At 69.9% G+C, this 18,240-nt stretch carries 25 protein-coding genes and 1 pseudogene; 7 read left to right on the plus strand and 19 right to left on the minus strand.

Features of this window, described 5'->3' with window-relative positions:
- On the minus strand, positions 1–243 hold a 243-nt coding region (locus tag ABD901_RS46835; protein WP_345138332.1), incomplete at its 3' end, for a hypothetical protein.
- Here ABD901_RS46835 and ABD901_RS46840 point away from each other — a divergent pair.
- Positions 184–426, plus strand: coding sequence for a DDE-type integrase/transposase/recombinase (locus tag ABD901_RS46840; RefSeq protein WP_425556820.1), 243 nt, complete (start codon positions 184–186; stop codon positions 424–426). The two genes, ABD901_RS46835 and ABD901_RS46840, sit on opposite strands and share 60 nt — an antisense overlap.
- A 282-nt stretch (positions 427–708) precedes the next feature.
- Here the strand turns inward: ABD901_RS46840 and ABD901_RS46845 are convergent, their stop codons facing one another.
- The 3 genes from ABD901_RS46845 to ABD901_RS46855 form a co-directional block, all read right to left on the minus strand.
- Positions 709–1,269 carry a DsbA family protein gene (locus ABD901_RS46845; protein ID WP_345138334.1) on the minus strand — a complete coding sequence of 187 codons (561 nt, stop codon included), beginning with the start codon at positions 1,267–1,269 and terminating at the stop codon, positions 709–711.
- A 167-nt stretch (positions 1,270–1,436) separates the two neighbouring features.
- Complete coding sequence (locus ABD901_RS46850; protein ID WP_345138338.1) at positions 1,437–1,862, minus strand: redoxin domain-containing protein; 426 nt, start codon at positions 1,860–1,862, stop codon at positions 1,437–1,439.
- Positions 1,863–2,241: 379 nt separating this feature from the next.
- Positions 2,242–2,544, minus strand: a complete 303-nt coding sequence (locus ABD901_RS46855) for a helix-turn-helix domain-containing protein (RefSeq protein WP_345138339.1) — start codon at positions 2,542–2,544, stop codon at positions 2,242–2,244.
- An 802-nt stretch (positions 2,545–3,346) separates the two neighbouring features.
- Between ABD901_RS46855 and ABD901_RS46860 the strand changes: the two genes are divergently transcribed.
- Entirely contained in the window at positions 3,347–3,667 is a 321-nt protein-coding gene (locus tag ABD901_RS46860; RefSeq protein WP_345138342.1) for an STAS domain-containing protein, read from the plus strand.
- A gap of 243 nt (positions 3,668–3,910) precedes the next feature.
- On the opposite strand, the gene trxA is transcribed toward ABD901_RS46860, so the two are convergent.
- From trxA to ABD901_RS46875, 3 genes are all read right to left on the minus strand, one after another.
- A complete protein-coding gene (trxA, locus tag ABD901_RS46865) occupies positions 3,911–4,246 on the minus strand; it encodes a thioredoxin (protein WP_345138546.1) in 336 nt (111 codons plus the stop codon).
- A 275-nt stretch (positions 4,247–4,521) separates the two neighbouring features.
- Positions 4,522–4,869 (minus strand): aldo/keto reductase, encoded by a 348-nt coding sequence (locus ABD901_RS46870; protein ID WP_345138345.1) that lies wholly within the window; start codon positions 4,867–4,869, stop codon positions 4,522–4,524.
- Positions 4,800–5,228, minus strand: coding sequence for an aldo/keto reductase (locus ABD901_RS46875; RefSeq protein WP_345138348.1), 429 nt, complete (start codon positions 5,226–5,228; stop codon positions 4,800–4,802). The genes ABD901_RS46870 and ABD901_RS46875 overlap by 70 nt, the downstream gene beginning before the upstream one ends.
- A 28-nt stretch (positions 5,229–5,256) precedes the next feature.
- On the opposite strand from ABD901_RS46875, the gene ABD901_RS46880 reads away from it, so the two are divergent.
- A complete protein-coding gene (locus ABD901_RS46880; RefSeq protein ID WP_345138350.1) occupies positions 5,257–5,436 on the plus strand; it encodes an integrase in 180 nt (59 codons plus the stop codon).
- A 191-nt stretch (positions 5,437–5,627) separates the two neighbouring features.
- Here the strand turns inward: ABD901_RS46880 and ABD901_RS46885 are convergent, their stop codons facing one another.
- The 6 genes from ABD901_RS46885 to ABD901_RS46910 form a co-directional block, all read right to left on the minus strand.
- On the minus strand, positions 5,628–6,257 hold the full coding sequence (locus tag ABD901_RS46885; RefSeq protein WP_345138353.1) for a response regulator transcription factor: 630 nt from the start codon (positions 6,255–6,257) through the stop codon (positions 5,628–5,630).
- Complete coding sequence (locus ABD901_RS46890) at positions 6,254–7,486, minus strand: sensor histidine kinase (protein ID WP_345138356.1); 1,233 nt, start codon at positions 7,484–7,486, stop codon at positions 6,254–6,256. Before ABD901_RS46890 ends, ABD901_RS46885 begins: the two co-directional genes overlap by 4 nt.
- Positions 7,479–8,240: a hypothetical protein gene (locus tag ABD901_RS46895; RefSeq protein ID WP_345138358.1), complete on the minus strand. Its 762-nt coding sequence runs from the start codon at positions 8,238–8,240 to the stop codon at positions 7,479–7,481. Before ABD901_RS46895 ends, ABD901_RS46890 begins: the two co-directional genes overlap by 8 nt.
- 14 nt (positions 8,241–8,254) lie before the next feature.
- On the minus strand, positions 8,255–8,977 hold the full coding sequence (locus tag ABD901_RS46900) for an ABC transporter ATP-binding protein (protein WP_345138360.1): 723 nt from the start codon (positions 8,975–8,977) through the stop codon (positions 8,255–8,257).
- Between the two features lie 636 nt (positions 8,978–9,613).
- Positions 9,614–10,339 carry a transposase family protein gene (locus ABD901_RS46905; RefSeq protein ID WP_345138362.1) on the minus strand — a complete coding sequence of 242 codons (726 nt, stop codon included), beginning with the start codon at positions 10,337–10,339 and terminating at the stop codon, positions 9,614–9,616.
- A 184-nt stretch (positions 10,340–10,523) separates the two neighbouring features.
- Positions 10,524–11,186 (minus strand): hypothetical protein, encoded by a 663-nt coding sequence (locus tag ABD901_RS46910; RefSeq protein ID WP_345138364.1) that lies wholly within the window; start codon positions 11,184–11,186, stop codon positions 10,524–10,526.
- Positions 11,187–11,303: 117 nt separating this feature from the next.
- On the opposite strand from ABD901_RS46910, the gene ABD901_RS46915 reads away from it, so the two are divergent.
- From ABD901_RS46915 to ABD901_RS46930, 4 genes and pseudogenes are all read left to right on the plus strand, one after another.
- Positions 11,304–11,750 carry an Hsp20/alpha crystallin family protein gene (locus tag ABD901_RS46915; protein ID WP_345138366.1) on the plus strand — a complete coding sequence of 149 codons (447 nt, stop codon included), beginning with the start codon at positions 11,304–11,306 and terminating at the stop codon, positions 11,748–11,750.
- 63 nt (positions 11,751–11,813) lie between these two features.
- On the plus strand, positions 11,814–12,110 hold the full coding sequence (locus ABD901_RS46920; protein ID WP_345138368.1) for a hypothetical protein: 297 nt from the start codon (positions 11,814–11,816) through the stop codon (positions 12,108–12,110).
- Positions 12,111–12,491: 381 nt separating this feature from the next.
- Complete coding sequence (locus tag ABD901_RS46925) at positions 12,492–13,505, plus strand: IS630 family transposase (protein WP_345138370.1); 1,014 nt, start codon at positions 12,492–12,494, stop codon at positions 13,503–13,505.
- Between the two features lie 586 nt (positions 13,506–14,091).
- Positions 14,092–14,367: pseudogene (locus ABD901_RS46930) on the plus strand (reverse transcriptase N-terminal domain-containing protein); the annotation flags it as partial.
- A 39-nt stretch (positions 14,368–14,406) separates the two neighbouring features.
- Here ABD901_RS46930 and ABD901_RS46935 read toward each other — a convergent pair.
- The 6 genes from ABD901_RS46935 to ABD901_RS46960 form a co-directional block, all read right to left on the minus strand.
- Entirely contained in the window at positions 14,407–14,928 is a 522-nt protein-coding gene (locus ABD901_RS46935; RefSeq protein ID WP_345138372.1) for a VOC family protein, read from the minus strand.
- Complete coding sequence (chrA, locus tag ABD901_RS46940) at positions 14,928–16,160, minus strand: chromate efflux transporter (RefSeq protein WP_345138375.1); 1,233 nt, start codon at positions 16,158–16,160, stop codon at positions 14,928–14,930. The genes ABD901_RS46935 and chrA overlap by 1 nt, the downstream gene beginning before the upstream one ends.
- The gene (locus ABD901_RS46945) at positions 16,157–16,552 is read right to left on the minus strand and encodes a VOC family protein (protein WP_345138377.1); all 396 of its coding nucleotides are present in this window, start codon (positions 16,550–16,552) and stop codon (positions 16,157–16,159) included. The genes chrA and ABD901_RS46945 overlap by 4 nt, the downstream gene beginning before the upstream one ends.
- Positions 16,549–17,301 (minus strand): metalloregulator ArsR/SmtB family transcription factor, encoded by a 753-nt coding sequence (locus tag ABD901_RS46950; RefSeq protein ID WP_345138380.1) that lies wholly within the window; start codon positions 17,299–17,301, stop codon positions 16,549–16,551. The genes ABD901_RS46945 and ABD901_RS46950 overlap by 4 nt, the downstream gene beginning before the upstream one ends.
- A 69-nt stretch (positions 17,302–17,370) precedes the next feature.
- On the minus strand, positions 17,371–17,607 hold the full coding sequence (locus ABD901_RS46955) for a hypothetical protein (protein WP_345138383.1): 237 nt from the start codon (positions 17,605–17,607) through the stop codon (positions 17,371–17,373).
- Positions 17,608–17,770: 163 nt separating this feature from the next.
- Positions 17,771–17,935 carry a hypothetical protein gene (locus ABD901_RS46960; RefSeq protein ID WP_345138386.1) on the minus strand — a complete coding sequence of 55 codons (165 nt, stop codon included), beginning with the start codon at positions 17,933–17,935 and terminating at the stop codon, positions 17,771–17,773.
- Positions 17,936–18,240 lie beyond the last annotated feature (305 nt).

The raw sequence follows: 18,240 nt of genomic DNA on the forward strand, positions 1-18,240 counted from the left end.
CATCGTGGTCCCGCTCGATCGACCGGTACGCAAGCGACGAATCCTCCACGGCTTGATCAATGAATACCGCCGCGCAGCCTGACCGCATTCGGGAATCGCCAGCTCACACGCCCTGAACGGAGAATTGTCACGGCACAGGTTACCGACGCCGCCGCGGTCTATCCCGCGGTCCTTGACGAGCTGATCCCGCGGGCGTGGCACCACGTCGAGCAGTACGCCAACAATCCGATCGAGGCCGACCACAGTCGCCTCAAACAGCGGCTGAGACCGATGCGTGGGCTACGAACGGACAAGACCGCACAGGTGATCGTCGCCGGACATGCCTTCATGCAGAACCTTCGACGCAGCCACTACGAACTCGCCGTCGACGCCACGCCGGCAACGCGGGTTGCCGCTGCGTTCACCGAACTCGCCCAAGCGATCTGACCGCGGGACCCGACCGGGTTCAACGCGTCCCGCCGATCACGCAACGCAACGGCGCCGGGTGGTCGACAAGCCGATCGATTCGGACGCGAACGGTCCACGCAGCGCCCGGCGAACCGCTGGCGAGCATGTCCGGAAGCTGGGTCGACGACCTGGCGGGCCAGGTCCGCGGCCGGTCCGGGTGACGCGACCAGCCCGACGATCACCGGATAAGCCCCGCGTCGTCGCAACGGTCACACCGTGCCACTTCGGTGGGGTACCGCTCCGTGGCCAGCGCCGCCGGCTTCAGCGTTCGGCGTCCGCGGCGGCCTCGTCGACGGCGAATTCCAGCTCCTCCAGCGAGTAGCCGCCGTCGTGCCGGCCGCCGTTGATGATGAACGTGGGCGTGCCGTTGACTCCACTGTGGACCCCGCCGACGAAATCCGAACGGACCTTGTCGAGGTACTGGCGGCCGCGGATCGCCCCTGCGATCGCCTCGTCGTCGAGCCCCACCGCCTCCGCGCCCGCGAGGATGGTCATCGCGTCGAGCTCCTCCTGGTGTTCGAAGAGCCAGTCGTGCATCTGCCAGAAGCGGCGCTTGGCGCCGGCCGCCTCGGCGGCTTCGGCCGCCATCTCCGCGAACGGGTGCAGGTTCGTCAATGGGAAGTGCCGATACGCGAATCGGACCGTGCCCTGCCGCCGGCGCAGCAGCTCACCGACGATCGGGTGCGCCCTCGCGCAGTACGGGCACTGATAGTCGCCGTACTCGACGAGCGTGACCGGCGCGTCGACGGGTCCGAGCGAGTGATCGCGTTCGGTGACCGGCACGACGAGCCGGGCAGTCGCGGTGTGCAGCGGCGTTGTCATGGCGCCTCGTCCTCCAGCTCATCACGGCGCGCCTGGTTCGCCTCGCGGCGTCCGGCGACCTGCTCGGCGATGTCCGCAATCCCGTTGGGCATCCGGCCGCATCTGCGCGCCCTTGCGCTCGGCGGACAGGGCCGCCAGCGCGTTGAGGATGCCGTCCGCGCCCGGGTTTAGCCCGCGCGGCGAAGGTCGCTCCAGAACACCACGCCGTCCGGGTCGACCACGTACAGCGCGCGTTCGGCGACGCCGTCATCGTCGAAGTACGCCCCGTACCGCCGGGCCACGTCACCCTTCGGATGGAAGTCGGACAGGAGCGGGAAGCGTATGGCCCGGTTTTCGGCGAAGGCGCGGTGGCACCATACGCCGTCGACCGAGATGCCCACGGGGATGGCGTTGTAGCGGGCGAACTCGGGCAGTACCGCCTGGTACAGCGCCATCTGGTCGCCGCAGACAGGGCTCCAGTCCGCCGGGTAGAACGCGAGCACCGCCGGACCACCCCGCAGGTCCGACAACGCCACGTGCTGGTCGGGCGTGCTCGGCAGCACGAAGTTCGGCGCCCGTTGACCCGCCGACAGCAGCCCTCGCCCCCTCGACATGACACAATCGTCCGTGCACCCTCGGAGAGGCCGCACCGCCCTCTCAAGGTGGCGGGCCGCCGCCACACGGACGGTACAGGACGTACAGCAACGAGCGTCCGCACAGAGCGGCCGACCTGCACCGTGGACGACGGCGAAGCGCTCGCCCGGACCCGGCGGGCAGGTCGGGCCGACCCCACATCGGCAAGGAACGACCATGACGCGCGGCGGCCGCCAATACTGCTACAGCGGTTCGTGATTTTCGAGTGAGTTGAGTCGTTTGCGGTAATGACTGGCTTTCGCCGCTGCTTGCCGGTGGCGGCGGAAGCCGCCCGGCCCAACGCACCCGGCGGTCGGTTGGAGCTGAGGCACGCCGAGGTTGCCAATCCGGCTGTTCGGGTCAGGTGGGGTGGCGTTCGGCGTTGATACGCCGTGCTTCCTCGAGCTGGTCTTCGAGGATGATGATCCGGCACGCGGCCTCGACCGCGGTGCCCTGGTCGACCATCTCCCGGGCGCGGACGGCGAGGCGCAGCTGGTAGCGGGAGTAGCGGCGGTGTCCCCCGGCGGAGCGTTGCGGGGTGATGAATTTCAGCTCGTCGAGACGGCGCAGGAAGTCCTGCGAGGTGCCGACGATCTCCGCGGCACGGCCCATCGTGTAAGCGGGGTAGTCCTCGTCGCCGAACAGGTCATCGGGTTGGGCCATAAAGCCTCCGCATCGAGGGCCCCGGCGCGGTAGCACCGGGGCCCAAGGGTTATGGGTCAAACACCATTTACCGACACGTACGTCGGCTTGTCATATCCGCCCCGAGCGCCACAGACAGCGCCGGGTGCGAGGATCGCATAAGCGTGACCGGAGACCACCTCTCGTTCGATGGAACCAACGGTGTCCGCCGAGCCCAAACTGCGGCCGGTGCGGGCGATCCAACGGTGTCGGGGCCCTCCCTTTCCTCTGCTTCTCTTCGTCTTGCCTGGTGGTGCTGGTTCCGAACTCCGCTGGCACCGCAGGGTCCAACGTCACGACCCCACCAGCGGTTGAACCGCTCTCCGCGGGCGATGCCACCAACGCAAACTCTGGCTCACCCACCTGCAACCCCGAACATCGAACGTTCGGGCCTTCCAACTTGTCCTGCCATCCCGAGCGAACCGTGGTGTTACCGGCTCAGCTCGACGCCCAACTGCTGGGGCGGCTCGTCAGCGTTGCTCATGTTCTCTGTTCTCGACTCGAGAAACGTTAACCGACCATCGGGAGCATGTCTAGTGTCTCCAGCACAGATTTTTTGGGTGAATCATCGGAACCCCGACCTGGGCCGGGACCCGGCCGGCCTCCCGGATCGCCCCGCCGAAGCGCCGCAACGTCGACCCGGCCACCGCGGCCGATCCGCCAGGCACGCCTCCGTGGTCTCCGACCGCGCGGGCCGGTCGTCGATCGCCGTGTTGCACCGGTTTGCGGATCGTCGGGCCATCAGTAACATCCCGCTCCGAGACACGGGGAGGTCAGACGGGCGATGGGTTTCTCGGCTGAGGTGCAGACGCAGCCCGACGATCAGATCGTCATCGTGCTACGCGGCGAGCTGCAGCAGGCCACTGTCGCGCAGTTCCGGCAGGCGGTCACCGAGGTCCTTGCCGCGCGCCCCGCCCAGCTGGTGATCGACCTCAGCCTGATCACGTTCATGGACTCTTCCGGCCTCAGCGCACTGGTCGGCGCCCGGCACGCCTGCGACAAGACCGGATGCCGGGTCGCCGTCTCGGGCCTCAGCCCGGCCGTGCGCCGGGCCCTGCACGCCACGGGCCTCACCGACTACCTCAACGCGAACGAGACGCCGTAGCCACGCACCACCGCAAGCACCACACCCACCACGCATATGTCCGTCCAAGGTTTCGTGCGAAGGTGGCCACCAAACGCTCCGTTGACAACTCTGCGCGGCTGCACCGGCTCTGCAGCGCCACCCTGAACCAGCCGGATAGGCAGGCGGGTCGCTGGACGCAAGCACGGCCGGAGTACACACACGGTCGCCGGACAGTACCGCGCTACCCGATGCTGATGGGTTTCGCCGGCGACGCCGGGGTGATCAGCGGATGCCCGCAAGGGTGGTGTCGGCCCATTGCCGCAGCGCCGACGCGGGCGCGGCGCCCGACTTGCGCGCGAGGACCTTGCCGTCGTGCATGATCAGCAGGGTCGGCACCGCCTTCACGTCGAACCGGCGGGACAGCGTCGGAGCAGCGTCCACGTCGACCTTGACGAGCTTCACGTTGCCGGCGAGCTCCCGGGCGACCTGCTCCAGGGCGGGACTGACCATGCGGCAAGGTCCGCACCAGGTCGCCCACAGGTCGACCACCACGGGAAGGGCCGACTGCTCAGCCACTGCGGCGAACGTAGTGTCGGTCGCGTTGGCGATCCACGGCAGGGGCTGATGGCAGTTGCCGCACCGCGGGACGCCGGGGGTCGCCCCGGGGACGCGGTTCCTGCGCCCGCAGTGTGAGCAGACGACTATCTCACCGCTCATGCGCGGGATCTGCCCGCAGCCGTGGCGGTTATGCACGGTGTGCGCTAACGCCGGATCCCCGGCGCGGCGACCCGTTCCGCCCGGCCACGCGTACGCCCGGCCCTACGGTCACAGCTCTTGGGCACACGGAGACCGGCCGGGTGCTCGGTCACGAGAACCCGGTGAGGTGATCGAGGTCAGAGCACCTCAAGCGGAGCGGGGCCGTCCGGCGGCGGGAAAGCGCGGTCCAGGTCGGCGAAGTCCTCGGCAGTGAGTCGCACGTCCAGCGCAGCACGGGCCTCCGCGGTGTGCTCCGGGTGGGCGGCCTTCGGGATCGTGGTGATCCCGTCCTGGCGGATCACCCACGCCAGTGCTACCTGCCCCGGGGTGACGCCGTGCCGCTCGGCGACGGCGATGACCGACGGGTGGCGCAGGACGGTTCCCCGGTGGTCGAACGGCGCGTAGGCCATGATGGTCAGCCCGGACCGCTGGCACGCCGGCAGCAGATCCCACTCGATGCCGCGGCGGGCCATGTTGTACAGCACCTGTCCGTCTGCGCGGCGTGGCCGTTGGGCACCGCGGTGACCGCCAGCAGGTCGGTGGTGTCGAGATTGCTGACCCCCCAGAACCGGATCTTGCCCTGCTGCTGCAGCAGCGTGAACGCCTCGACGGTCTCGTCGACGGGCACCGGGCCGGGCCAGTGCAGCAGGTACAGGTCGATGTGATCGGTCCGCAGCCGGTGCAGGCTGCGGTCGCAGGCCTTGATCGCGCCCGTCCGGTCGGCGTTCTCCGGCAGGACCTTCGTCACCAGGAACACCTCGTCACGGCGGCCGAAGACCGCGTCTCCGACGAGCCGTTCGGCGGCGCCGTCGCCGTACATCTCAGCGGTGTCGATGAGGGTCATCTCCAGGTCGAGGCCCAGCCGCAGCGCGGTGAGCTCCTCGTCGCGGCGCTTCTACAACGAACACAGGCCCCACCAGGGCATCATGAACGCCCGCCCGCTGCACCCCTTGCCCGCACCGATCGCCGATCCGGAACAGATCGCCCGCCTCAACATACGAAGACGCGATCACCTCGGCGGCATCCTCCACGAATACCAACATGCCGCCTGAACTGCCCGGATGACATTCTCGGCAAGCGCAGGGTCAGCGACCCGCGCCGCTGCCGGTTCACTGGAGTGCATCAGGGTCTCCTCACGGATCCATGCCGTGTCGAGGGCGAAGGAAATACGAATGATCGAGTTCGGCTGTGCCGGCTTGTGGACCACCAACGGATCTCGGTCGGCGCGGCGACGTGCCACCGGTCAGCCGAGGCCGTTCTGATGCGCAAGGACGACGGCTTGAACGCGGTCGCGTAGCCCGAGTTTGCCGAGTAGCCGACTGACGTGTGTCTTCACGGTGGTTTCGCTGACCGTCAGTGTGTCGGCGATCTCCGCGTTGGACATTCCCTGGGCGAGCAGTTGCAGTACCTCGGTCTCGCGCGCGGACAGCGCGTCGAAGCGTGCGCTGGTTGCTGGGCGGGTGAGGCTGGGCAGGGCCCGCTGGATCAGTTGGCGGGTGACGGCGGGGTCGAGGAGTGCGTCGCCCTTGGCCACCACGTGAACCGCGTGGACCAGCTGCTGCGGTGTGGTGTCCTTGAGCAGGAAGCCGCTGGCGCCCGCCGAGAGAGCGGCGGCAACGTAGTCGTCGTTGCCGAACGTGGTCAGGATCAGCACTTTGGTGCCGGCCAACTGCCGGGTGGCGGCGATGCCGTCGAGTTCGGGCATCTGGATGTCCATCAGCACGACGTCGGGTCGCAGCGCGGTGGCCTGCCGGACCGCGGCGGCGCCGGTGTCGGCCTCGCCGACGACCTCGATGTCCGGCTGCGCGGACAGGATCATGCGGAATCCCTGGCGCATCAGCGCCTGGTCGTCGGCGATCAGTACCCGGATCACGTGCGGCTGTCCAATCTGAGTGTGGCGTGGACGGCGTATCCGCCCCCGGGGACCGGGCCGGCGAACAGGCGGCCGGCGAACAGGTCGACCCGGGCCTGCATGCCGAGGTGGCCGTAGCCGCCGGTCATCGCCGGGTGCGACGGCTCGGCCGGACGCCCGGCGGCATTGGTGATGCGCACATCGAGGATGTCGCCGTTGTGCTCGACCCGTACGACGGTCGGTACCGGGCCGGCGTGCTTGACGACGTTCGTCAGTGCCTCCTGGACGATGCGGTACGCGGCGACCGACGCGGTCCGTGGCACGTCGACACCGTCGGACATCCGCACCTCGACCGGGAGTCCGGTCCGGCGCAGGTGCTCGCACAGCGCTGGTATCTCGGCCACTCCCGGTGTTGGCCCGAGCGGGTCGCCGGGTAATCCGGTCCCGCCGACCACAGGGTCGACCTCGCGGCCCGTACCGGTCGTGCCCACCACGTCGCTCGTCACGCCGGCGGCGACCGGGCGCAGCAGGTTCACCATCCGCCGCATCTCGGTCATCGCTTCCTTACCGCCCGCGATCATGCTGTCCAGCACCGGTCGGGCGGGGTGGTCGTCGGGTACCGTCGCGCTGACCGCACCCGCCTGCACCACCAGCAGACTGACGTGGTGGCCGATGGAGTCATGCAGTTCCCGGGCGATCCACATCCGTTCTGCCTGCACCGCCTCGCGGGCGCGCAGCGCCTGCTCCCGCTCCATTTGTTCGGCCCGAGCGGCGTGGGCGGCAGCTACCTGAGCTCGGCCTCCGGCGTACAGGCCAACCAGTGTGGCGACGGCCAACACGACCATGGCCTGGGCCACCTCGCCGGCGACCGGGCCGCCACGGACGGCGTCCGCGGCCGCCAGCAGCGCCAGCGCGGCACCGTCCGCGCTCAGCGCCCAACGCCAGCCGGCCTGCGCCGCCAGCGTGTAGAGGGCGACGGCTGGGGCCAGCGGGCCGCCGGCTGGATGGGCGGCGGCCCAGGTGACGACGGCGGCGCAGCCAGCCGTACCGAGCACCACGGTGACGGGGATGCGGCGGCGGCGCAGGAGCAGCCCGGCGGCGACCAGGTTGGCCGCCGCGACCAGGGCAACGCGGGGTGCCGACGTACCGGCCCGCGCCTCGACCCAGGTCTGCGCCACCGCGAGCGCGCCGAACGCACCGGCAACCAGCAGGTCGACGGTGCGCCGGGCGCGCCAGGGCGGCTCACGCATCGCGGGTAACGGTCTTCCACGCGCCGGCGGCGGACACCACCACGGCCCAGCCGGTGAGGACGAGCGCGGCGGCCACCGCGCTCATCGACACGACCCGGGGTGCGCCCATGGCAGGCAGGATACGGTCGACCGCCGAGGACGCCAGCAGTTGCCGCGCGGCGCCGAGGCTGCTCATGTGCTCCAGCAGCCGGGAGAACGCCAACTCCCAACCGAGCAGGACGCCGATCGCGACGCTACGCGAGCCGAGCAACGCTGCCAGTCCGACGGCGAGAACCACGTCGAGGGTGGTGGACAGGCCCACGCCAAGACCGTACTGGATCAACACGCCCGCCTGCGGAGCGGGCAGTCCGCCCGCGAGCACCCGGCTCGCGACTGCCGGCACCGCAAACGCCGGGATGAACCAGACGAGGTAGAACATCAGCGCCGCCGGCACCCGTACCGCGAACAGCCGCAGCCGGGAGGTTCCCGTGCTGACCAGGTCACGCAGGACGCCGCTGGCCTGGTCCTGGCCTCCTGCGGTGGTACCGACCAGCACCGCCGCGACGGTGCTCAGGTAGGCCAGGATCTGCATCGCGTGGGACAGGTTGACCGCCCCGCCGGCCGGGCCGAAGTGAGCCGGGTCGCTGTGGTGGCGCCACGCGTTGACGACCAGGAACGAGACGCTGCCGCCGAGCGTCAGCCCGCCGGTCCAGGCGATCAGCGAGCGGCGACGCAGCTTGAGCAGTTCAGCGTTGATCATGCGGATGGTGTCCATTGATGGCGCTCCTCTCAGGCGTGGTGCAGGTGGGCGGTCAATTCCAGGAAGCGCTCCTCCAGGCTGCCGCCCGAAGTGAGCTCGCGGATGCGACCCTGTGCGACGATCCGCCCGCGGTCGATGATCGCCGCGGCGTCGCAGGTCTTCTCCACCTCGACCAGCAGGTGCGAGCTGACCACGACCGTGCGGCCCTCGGCGACGAACGAGCGCATCAGCGCGCGGGTCTCGTGGATGCCGGCCGGGTCCAGACCGTTGGTCGGCTCGTCCAGGATCAGCAGCTGCGGGTCGGACAGCAGGCAGCGGGCGATGCCCAGCCGCTGGCGCATCCCGAGCGAGTAGCCGCCGACCCGCTCGCCGGCCCGGTCGGACAGGCCCACCCGGTCCAGGACCGCGTCAACGCGGCCAGCGGCCCCCGGGCCGCGGAACGCGGCGGCGGCGCGTAGGTTGTCCCGGCCGGACAGATGGGGGTGGAACCGCGGTTCCTCCACGATTGCGCCCACCCGGCGCAGCGCCCGCGTCCGTTGCGCCGGCACCGGCAGGCCCAGCAGCCACATCCGGCCGCTACTGGCCGGCGTCAAACCCAACAGCATCCGGATCAGAGTGGTCTTCCCGGCTCCGTTCACCCCGAGCAAACCGAACGCGCACCCGGCGGGGACGTCGAGGTCAACCTGGTCAATCGCGGTGCGGTTTCCGAAACGCTTGGTCAGTCCGCTGGTGCGGATCACGTGCTCCGTCATGCCCACGACGTTATGGGCGCGGGCTCGCCCAGCCATCCGGCGCAGGATCGGACCGCACCGTAGCCTTTCGCGGTAGTTGCATCCGGTGACTACATCCTTCGGATGACGCTGCGACTCGTTGCCGGGCGCGGAGCGACGCCGCGACGCCGGTCGTCGCGGAGATGGTGGAGATCCGCCGGTAGCGATCAGCCAGTCGCTCGACCGTGACCGGGCGGGACAACCTCTCTCCACTCCTGGCGCGATCGACAAGACGCCGGCCAAGAACCGCCACGGATCGACGGGGCTCCACCTCGCGGAGTCGGGTGGCCTCCGTGCGGTGCTGTTGCATTTGGCGATCACCTGGACTGGCTCGGGTATCTGCGCGCGCTGTCGCCGGTGCCGACCGGAAGCGTCCCACTGGGTGCTTGCGGTACCCCGACTGGGACGGTCGGGAGCATTCATCCTGCGCCGGCCGAGGGCGACGACGATCAGACCTGGATCACCGTCGTCCTCGGCACCCAACATCGCATCGACATCGCTGACGCGTGGCTCGCACCAGTCGCAACCTCTGCCCCGCACCATGCGGCGCTCTACAGCGAAGCCCAGGCCCCTACTTCCCGTCGGTCCCCGAGGCCGCCTGGTCCGCGCCTGCCCCGCTCAGGTTGCGCCGTCCGGGCCCGCGGTATGGGCGGGAGGGCTGGCGTCGAGGTAGTGCTCGAGGGTGTTCCTGTGGGCGGCGAGGAAGGCCGCGATATCGCGCAGTTGACGGTTGGTATGGCCGGCGGCGTGCGCGGCGGTGGCGCGGATGACCGGTTCGAAGATCGCCGCGGACAGCTGCTCGGCGGCGGCCGTCATCCGCACGAGGGTGCGCCGGCGATGGTCGGGGTCGGGTTCACGGATCGCGAAGTCGTCGACGCCGAGCACGTCCGGTACCTGGACGGGGCCGTCTGGGATACGGCGGATGATGCGCAGCAACGTCATCCGGTTGACTGGGACCTCGAGCGCGCCGGTCATCCGCGCGCCCGGCCGTCCGCCCAGCGCCAACGCGACGGACTCGAGGACGTCGCCGGCCAGCTGGGTCCGACGTGCGTACCGGGAAGCCAGATCGGGTTGCTCGGCGAAGATCTTCCTCTCGCAGCTCACATCGGTGCAGAAGAACCTGCGCACCATCAGCCGGATCAGCACCCGCCGTCCAGCGATCGCGAGGTCTGCCAACCGGCGCCGATACCGGCTATGCACCCGAGCGGACGCACTCCGACAGCTCGGACATGTCGCCGCCGGCGCGACGCAATGCGCCTCGACATGAACGCTTGACTCCGCCAGCACAACCCGGTCAACCAAGACGCCATGCAGATGCGGGAACAACGCGCCAACAAGCTCCACAAGGGACGATCGAACCATCAAGATCAGTCGATCATCAGATGAGTGGGGTGTGTCAAACGAAGTTGGAGACCTCTCTGTCGCCGACCACTTGACAGAGAGAGGTGCCGTTCGTTTTACAGTCCCGATGAGTGCCAGAGCCCGTAATTGATCTGGGGTCGGCTCACGTTATTGGTCCGGTCTGGGCTTATGTGGTGTCCCCTCTGCGGCGTGGGTGTTGGCGGCGGATCTGGTTGGTGCGGTCGGTGATGGTGTCGATCTGTGCGGCCAGATCGGGGTGGTCGGGCAGGTGTTGGTGGGTCGCGGCGAGGAGATCGGGCAGGGCGGTCGCGTCCGGGTCGCCGAGGGCTTGGTGTAGTTGGGTGAGGTCGGCGGTGGCGGCGTCGCCGAGGTCGGTCAGGGCGGTGATCTGGCCGGCGAGCCGGCGTAGGTCGGCGGTGTTGTCGTTGGCCCATTGGGCGACGGCGCGGTTGCCGGCGCGGCGGTCGCGTTCGGCTTGGACGCGGTCGTCGCGGGTGTCGCCCGGTTGGTCGGTGGGGGTGGCGGCGCTGCGTAGGTAGCGGCGTTCGGCGGCTTGACGGCTGGCCACTCCGAGTGCGGGCGCGAGGGCCTGCCAGGAGATCCCGGCGGCGCGGGCGGCGGCGATCAGGACCGGTTCGAGGTTGGCCAGTTCGGTCTGGGCCCAGCGCAGCAGGACCAGGGCGTCGAGCAGGTCAGCGCTGCTCACCCTCGGGCTGTCGACGGCGGGTTGCTGAACCGCCTGCGCGGTGGCGGCGACCGCGGCAACGATTTCGACGAGCTCGCGGCCTTCGGGCGGTGGTCCCGCGCCGGTGGCAGGTGTGTCGGGCATGCGTCCCCTTCCACGTCATCCTTTGGATGACGAACTGGTTGTCATCGGTACGATGACGTGTTAGAAAGACAGTATCGCGCATTGACTGTCAAGTCGAGACCGCAGGAGGTGGGAACCATGTTGATGCGCAGCGAACCCTTCACCGAGGTCAACCGGATCGCCCAGCAGCTGTTCGGCGTCCCGACGACCGGGACCTGGTCGAGGCCGACGGCGATGCCCGCCGACGCGTACCGCAACGGCGACGAGTTCGTGATCGCGTTCGACCTGCCCGGGGTTGACGCCGACGCGATCGACATCGACGTGGAACGCAACGTGCTGACCGTGCGTGCCGAGCGCCGCCCCATCGACTTGGGTGAGCAGGCCACGGTACAGCTGAGCGAGCGCCCGCTCGGGGTGTTCTCCCGGCAGCTGTTCCTCGGCGACGCGCTGGACACCGACCACATCGACGCCGCGTACGACAACGGCGTGCTGGTCGTGCGGATCCCGATCGCGGAGAAGGCCAAGCCCCGCAAGATCAGCGTGGCCGGGCGTGAGCACACTGAGCAGAAGGTGATCACCGGCTGACCTGGCGGTTCGCCAGGTCAGCTCCCTCCCCAGTAAGACCGGACGTGGCGGGTGGTGACCGGTATGACCAGTGATCCCGTAGCGCAGGCGGGCACCGCGTTGTCCCCCGAGTGGGACCGCGGCTTCGACGAAGCGTTCACCGAACTCATCTGCGGCGACCCCGAACTGGTCCGCGCCGAGTTCGACGCCCTCATCAGCGCCAGCTTCGACGAACCACCTCCGCCCCCGGCGCCACCCGCCCCGTCCGCCGCCCAGCCGACACCCTCCCACCCGCAACCTGACACCTCGCCGACACCGGCGGCAGGCGACGGCAGGCGCCCGCCCGGCGCCGCAGGCAACAACCAACGATCGCCGCCCTGACACGCCCCGGGGCGAGGGACTGACCCAGCGGAGTCCCGCGCCCGACGTCGTCAGTTCCACCAACGGCCAGCACCGTCCCCGAGCCCTGATTCCACCTCCCCACCGCGAAGGAGAAAGGAGGGTCGAACGCGGTTCCGAGAGATGGAGATTGAGCACGCGGCCTCAGCCGCGAAAACCTGGCCGCGATAGCTCAGCGGAGAAGCCGATGCCCAGGAAGGTCGAAGCTGCCCTTCCTCGGCATCGGCCGATCGTCGCCATCCGCATCGATCGGTCATACGCTCGTTAGCCACGGCCCGTCGATCGCCAGGTCTCCCGCCCCGGTCTCGCCTGCTAGTGTGCTGCGCCGGAAATTCGCCTAATAAATAGGTGTAGGGTGATGGGATGCCGAGGACCGGGCGTCCCATCACCCCGCTGGTGTTGTCTGACGAGGAACGCGCAACCCTGCTGCGGTGGTCGCGGCGCGCGAAGTCCGCGCAGGTCGTGGCGATGCGCGCGAAGATCATCCTGGTATGTGCTGAAGGCGCCTCGAACACCGACGTAGCAACAGCTCTGGGTGTGCATCTGTCCACAGTGGGCAAGTGGCGCCGGCGGTTCCTGAAGGAGCGCCTCGACGGGCTGATCGATGAACAGCGGCCGGGCCGGCCGGCATCGATCGCGCTGGACCGCATCGAGGAGGTAGTCGTGGCCACCCTCGAGCAGACCCCGCGTAACGCCACCCACTGGTCCCGCAGGTCCATGGCGGACCGGTCCGGGCTGTCGAAGTCCACAGTCGGCAGAATCTGGCGCGAGTTCGGCCTGAAGCCGCACCGGGCCGACACGTTCAAGCTGTCCACCGACCCGCAGTTCATCGAAAAGGTCGTCGACGTCGTCGGGCTGTACCACCACCCGCCGGAACGGGCCGTGGTGCTGTGCGTGGACGAGAAGTCCCAGATTCAGGCCCTGGACCGGTCCCAGCCGGTCCTGCCGATGATGCCCGGCATGCCCGAACGGCGCACCCACGACTACCACCGCAACGGCATCACCAGCCTGTTCGCCGCGTTCAACATCGCTGACGGCTCGGTGATCAGCGAGCTGCACCGCCAGCACCGCGCCACCGAGTTCAAGAAGTTCCTGGTCACGATCGACAAGACGGTGCCGGCCGAGCTGGACGTGCACCTGATCTGCGACAACTACGGCACCCACAACACCCCAGACATCCGCGCCTGGCTGGCCCGCCATCCCCGCTTCCACGTGCACTTCACCCCGACCGGCTCATCCTGGATCAACCAGGTCGTGCGACACGCAAGCCGCATGAGTGCAGCGACACTCACCGAAGGAGGTTCGACGGTTGTCGAAGGTATAGTGCCCGGTCCAGTGCGCGAGGACCGTCCCCGCCTTGGCGTGCGTCGCGGGTAACTGCGGGGTGCGAAGCCTGAGGTCACAGGCCCAAGGGCTCCCGTTCCATCCGGGAGTTACCGGCTGGGGAAGACCGGACGGGTGAATGACGTGAACCCTCGATGACGCCTCGTCATGAGCACTCCCGCTCGATGGGTTGCACCAGCGGGAGATAGGGGCCAGCCGTTGCAAGGCGGCGGGTGCCGTCCGGAGGGATTTGGCCGGGCGGGAGCGCACCACCGTCCCCGGGGTCCAGAGGGCACCCAACCCGGTCGTATCTGTCTCATGTGGAACGTGACAACCCCGATGGGGTCCAGCGGCGGAATCTGCTGTCTGGTAGGGCATCCGTGAGGATGGCCAATGCCCCAGCGGGCGCAGGACGACCCGAGAAGCGAACGCCGGCTGTCGAAAGGCGACGGGAAACCGGGGACGACGAGGCTGGCTCCTCCGCCAGCGGTCGCCGGATAACCGGCCGGATAGGGGCGTGTGCCCCGGCCTGAAAGGGCGCTGACGCGGGTCGGGTGAACCTGCGGAGTATGTGCTGGCCAGAGCACCGGAACCGAAGGGCAAGTTAGACACGATGACGGCGATGGCCTTCGCGGTGGCGATGGCGGCTCTCGGAGTGAACGGACCGGAGGGCGAGGTCCCTGGCTGGGACGCCATCGACTGGCGCACCCAGGAGGACCACGTACGGCGGCTGCGGCAGCGGATCTTCGCGGCGTCGCGGGATGGGGACCTGAAGAAGGTCCGGAACTTGCAGAAGTTGATGTTGCGTTCCCGCAGCAACGCCCTGGTGGCGGTGCGTCGGGTGACGGAACTCAACGCTGGCCGCAAGACGGCCGGGGTGGACCGGCAACTTGTGGTGACCGCATCCGAGAAGGCCGAACTGGCCGACTGGATGCAGCACCACGCCAAGCCGTGGTCACCCCGTCCGGTCAAGCGGGTGTATGTGCCCAAGAGCAACGGGCGCCGCCGCGGACTGGGGATTCCGGTGATCGCCGACAGGGCGCTGCAAGCCCTCGCGGTCAACGCGCTGGAGCCTGAGTGGGAGGCCCGGTTCGAGTCGAAGTCGTATGGCTTCCGGCCGGGTCGTGGCTGCCGCGGGGGGTGGGGGCCAGCGCAGCAGCGTCGCAGGGGTGATGCAGCATGTCGGCCATCGGCGCCGCAGAAGCCGGGACAACACGGCCAGCACCGCCCGGCCCGCAGCTGCGGGGTCTGGCCGGTGGTGCAGCTGCTGCAGGACGGTCGGGTCAGGCCAGGTTGGCGGCCGGTGATCGGGCGCGCGCTGGAAGGCCAGGCCGGACGTGGTGGTGTCGCGCGAGACGACGACGAAGTCCGGATCGTCATGGGTGATCGGCTGGCCCAGCATCGCGCTCCAGAACCGGGCCGACGCCGCCGGGTCCGGGCAGTCGACGATGAGATCGTGCAGGCGTCCGACGAGCATCAGCTCGGGAGGGGTCCGCCGGCGAGCACGATGACGACGCCGACGGCGGCCGCGCTGAGCAGGGTCAGGACAGGGCCGCGGCGCAGGGCGAGCAGGAGTGCGGCGGCGCCGGCGAGGACGCAGTACTGCCACACCTGGCTGAGCGTCAGCGCGAGTGGGATGGCCGAGCCGAGGATGGCGCCGATCGCGGCCGGGCCGGCGCCATCGAGGAACGCCCGGACGGCCCGGTTGTCGCGAAGCTGGCCGAAGTGGTCCGCGCCCAGCAGAATGAACGCGAAGGACGGGCTGAACGCGACGGCGGAGGCGAGCAGGCCCCCGCCGATGCCGGCCGCGGCGTAGCCGACGACGGCGACGGTCTGCACGACCGGGCCCGGGGTGATCTGGCCGAGCGCGACGGCGTTGAGGAACTGGGCGCCGGTCATCCAGTGGTAGTGGTCGACGGCGTCGGCGCGCATGAGCGGGATGATGACGAAGCCGCCGCCGTACGACAGGGCGCCGACCTTCATCGCGACCCAGGCGACGGACAGCAGCACCCCGCCGCCGAGCCCCGCCGCCGCGAGCAGCGGCAGACCGAGCGCCGGGCCGCGCCGGGCGGAGGCCGGCACCCGCTGCGCGATCGCCTCGCCGATGCCGCAGGCGATGAGCAGCAGCACCAGCCACGGCCCGATCGACGCCGCCGCCACCGTTCCCAGCAGCAGGTACAGCATCCACCGCGCCCGGCTGCTCTGCTGCAGCGCGCGCCGCCAGCCGGCCGGGATCAGGCTCACCCCGGCCTGCACGGCGACCGCGGCCACCGCCGCCCCGGCCCCGGCCCCGGCGGCCTTCACCCAGGTCGGCGGGTCGCCGCGCAGGAACAGCACGGCGAGGGCGAGGATAACGATGAGCCCCGGCACGATGAACGCGGCCCCGCCGACGAGCGCGCCGACCCGGCCGCGGACCCGCCAGGCGCAGAAGATCGCCAGCTGGGTGGAGGCCGGCCCTGGCAGCAGGTTGCAGGCCGCGATGGCGTCCTCGAACTCCTGCGCGTCGAGCCACTTGCGGTCCTCCACGCACAGCTTGCGCAGCAGCGCGATGTGCGCGGGTGGGCCGCCGAAGCCGAGGCAGCCGATCCGCCCCCACTCCTTGAGCACGGTGCCCAGACCCACCGCCGGCCCGTCGACGCCCCGGTCGCCGACCATGCCGGATTCGTCGGTCGCGCGGATTTCGCCGGTCGCGCCGGAATCGCCGCTCACGCGGTGCCGGCCGGCTGGAAGAGTTCGACCGGGTTCCCGGCCGGGTCGTCCAGCACGATCTGCCGCCCGCCGGGCCCCTCGACGACGCCGCTGTGGAACCCGACACCGGCCGCCTGCAGCCGGGCCACCTCGGCGTCGATGTCGGCCACGATCAGGTGGATGCGGTTCCAGCCGCCAGAGTGCGGCACGCGGCCGTCCGGCATCGCCCGGCCGGCCGAGCTGGCCGGGCCCGACAGCAGCAGCCGCAGGTTGCCGCGCAGCACATCGGCGAACGCGGGCAGGAACGCGGTGTTGACGGTGAAGCCGAGGTGCGTGGTGTAGAAATCGATCGCGGCTTGGACGTCGTCGACGAGGTAGCGCACGTTCACGGTGTCGTCGGTGATGCCGGTCATGACGCCTCCAGGGTCGGTTCGGCGGCGAGGGTGTACAGCAGGAAGTCGATCCGTTCGGCGAGCTCGTCGGCGGCATGCTCGAACGCGGGGCGGCCGTCGGGAGCGGCGGCCGGGTCAGGCATGCTCCAGTGCACGGCGACCGGATGGCCGGGGAACTCGGGGCAGACCTCCTGGACCCGGTCGCACAGCGTGATCACCCGGTCGAACCGCTCGCCGGTGAACTCGTCGAGGTGCTTCGGGCGGCCGGCGGACAGGTCAATGCCGCGTTCGGCCATGACGGCCACCGCGTCCGGGTGGATCGGTTTGGGCCGGCTGCCGGCGCTGAACGCCGCGACGGCGCCAGCGGACCGCCGGCGCAGCAGGGCTTCGGCCATCTGCGAGCGGGAACTGTTGCCGGTGCAGAGGAACAGCACCCGCGCCGGCGTCAACTCAGGTGCAACCGGTGGCGTATAGCGCAGGGCGGGGTGCAGCGCGGCACCGGTCGCGGCCAGCAGGTGCCCGCACCGGGTCAGGTCGAGGCGGTAGTAGATGTCGCGGCCGTCGGCGGCGCTGCGCCGGGTGCGCACCAGGTCGGCCTTGCGCAGCAGGCCCAGGTGGTACGACACGAGGCTCTGCTGCTCGCCGAGCAGCGCGGTCAGCTCGTGCACCTGCCGGTCGCTGCGCGCGAGCTCGCCGAGCAGCCGCCAGCGCACCGGATGCCCGGCCGCGGCCAGCAACGCCGGCAGGCCCACGTCCCGATCTCGCCCCACTTCTGGACGATACATCAAACCCACTTGATGCAAATCCCTCGGCATGTGGATTCGGGCGGCAATGGGCGGCTACGTGCACGTGCAGTAGGCCAGGTCGCCGTCGCGCAGCGTCACCAGGTGTCCGTAGGCGCCCAGGTACGGCTCCAGATCGGTGACCGGCGTCCCGTGCCGGCTCACCGACAGGGTCAGCCTCGACGAGCTGCCCGGGACCAGGTCACCGGCGAGGGTGACGGTGTAGCCGTCGACCTCGGCGGTCCGCGACGGCGCCGGCAACGCCTGCGGCTGGTAGTCGCCCGGCGCAGGCACGTCGACGCCGAGGGTCAGGCCCTCCTCGCCGCCGCCGGCTTGAAGTCGACGAAGACCCGCTACTGCCCCGGTGCGTCCACCGCCAGCGGCACCGACCACGGGCCGTCGGCCCGCAGCGTCAGGTGCAGGTGCTGATAGCCCGACAGGTCATGGCGTACCACGATCAGGGTGCAGGTCCTTTGTCATGGCTGGTCGTGTACTCGGTGACCGGGTTGCCGTCCGGGCCGAGCACACGGAACGCGAACGGCCGGGCGTCGCCCACCGCGAGCGAGCCGGTCACCGGGGTCAGCAGGTAGCCATCCTGAGCAACCTGCAGCCCGTCGGGCACGTGGGCTGCGGCGTTGTCGGCCTGGGCGGCGCCGTGCGTGCCGGTGTTCTCGGCCGTGTGGGCTTCGCGATGCGCAGGTGGAGCAGCCTGGCTCGGTCCGGCGATGCTGCCGAAACCGGCGGCCGCGCCGAAGACCGCCAGCAGGCCCAGCGTCTAATACGGTCAACTTGACCGGGGTTCTCATGCTCGCTCCTTCGGTTGCTTGCCCGGTCGGCCGCCCTCCAGCCCCAGAGAACGCTGGTCTCGAGGTTGTATGCCCGACCTGCCCGCCGGGCGGACCAGGGCGCTCCCGGAGCTTGGCAACG

Source organism: Dactylosporangium darangshiense (genome assembly GCF_039537565.1).
GTDB lineage: Bacteria > Actinomycetota > Actinomycetes > Mycobacteriales > Micromonosporaceae > Dactylosporangium > Dactylosporangium darangshiense.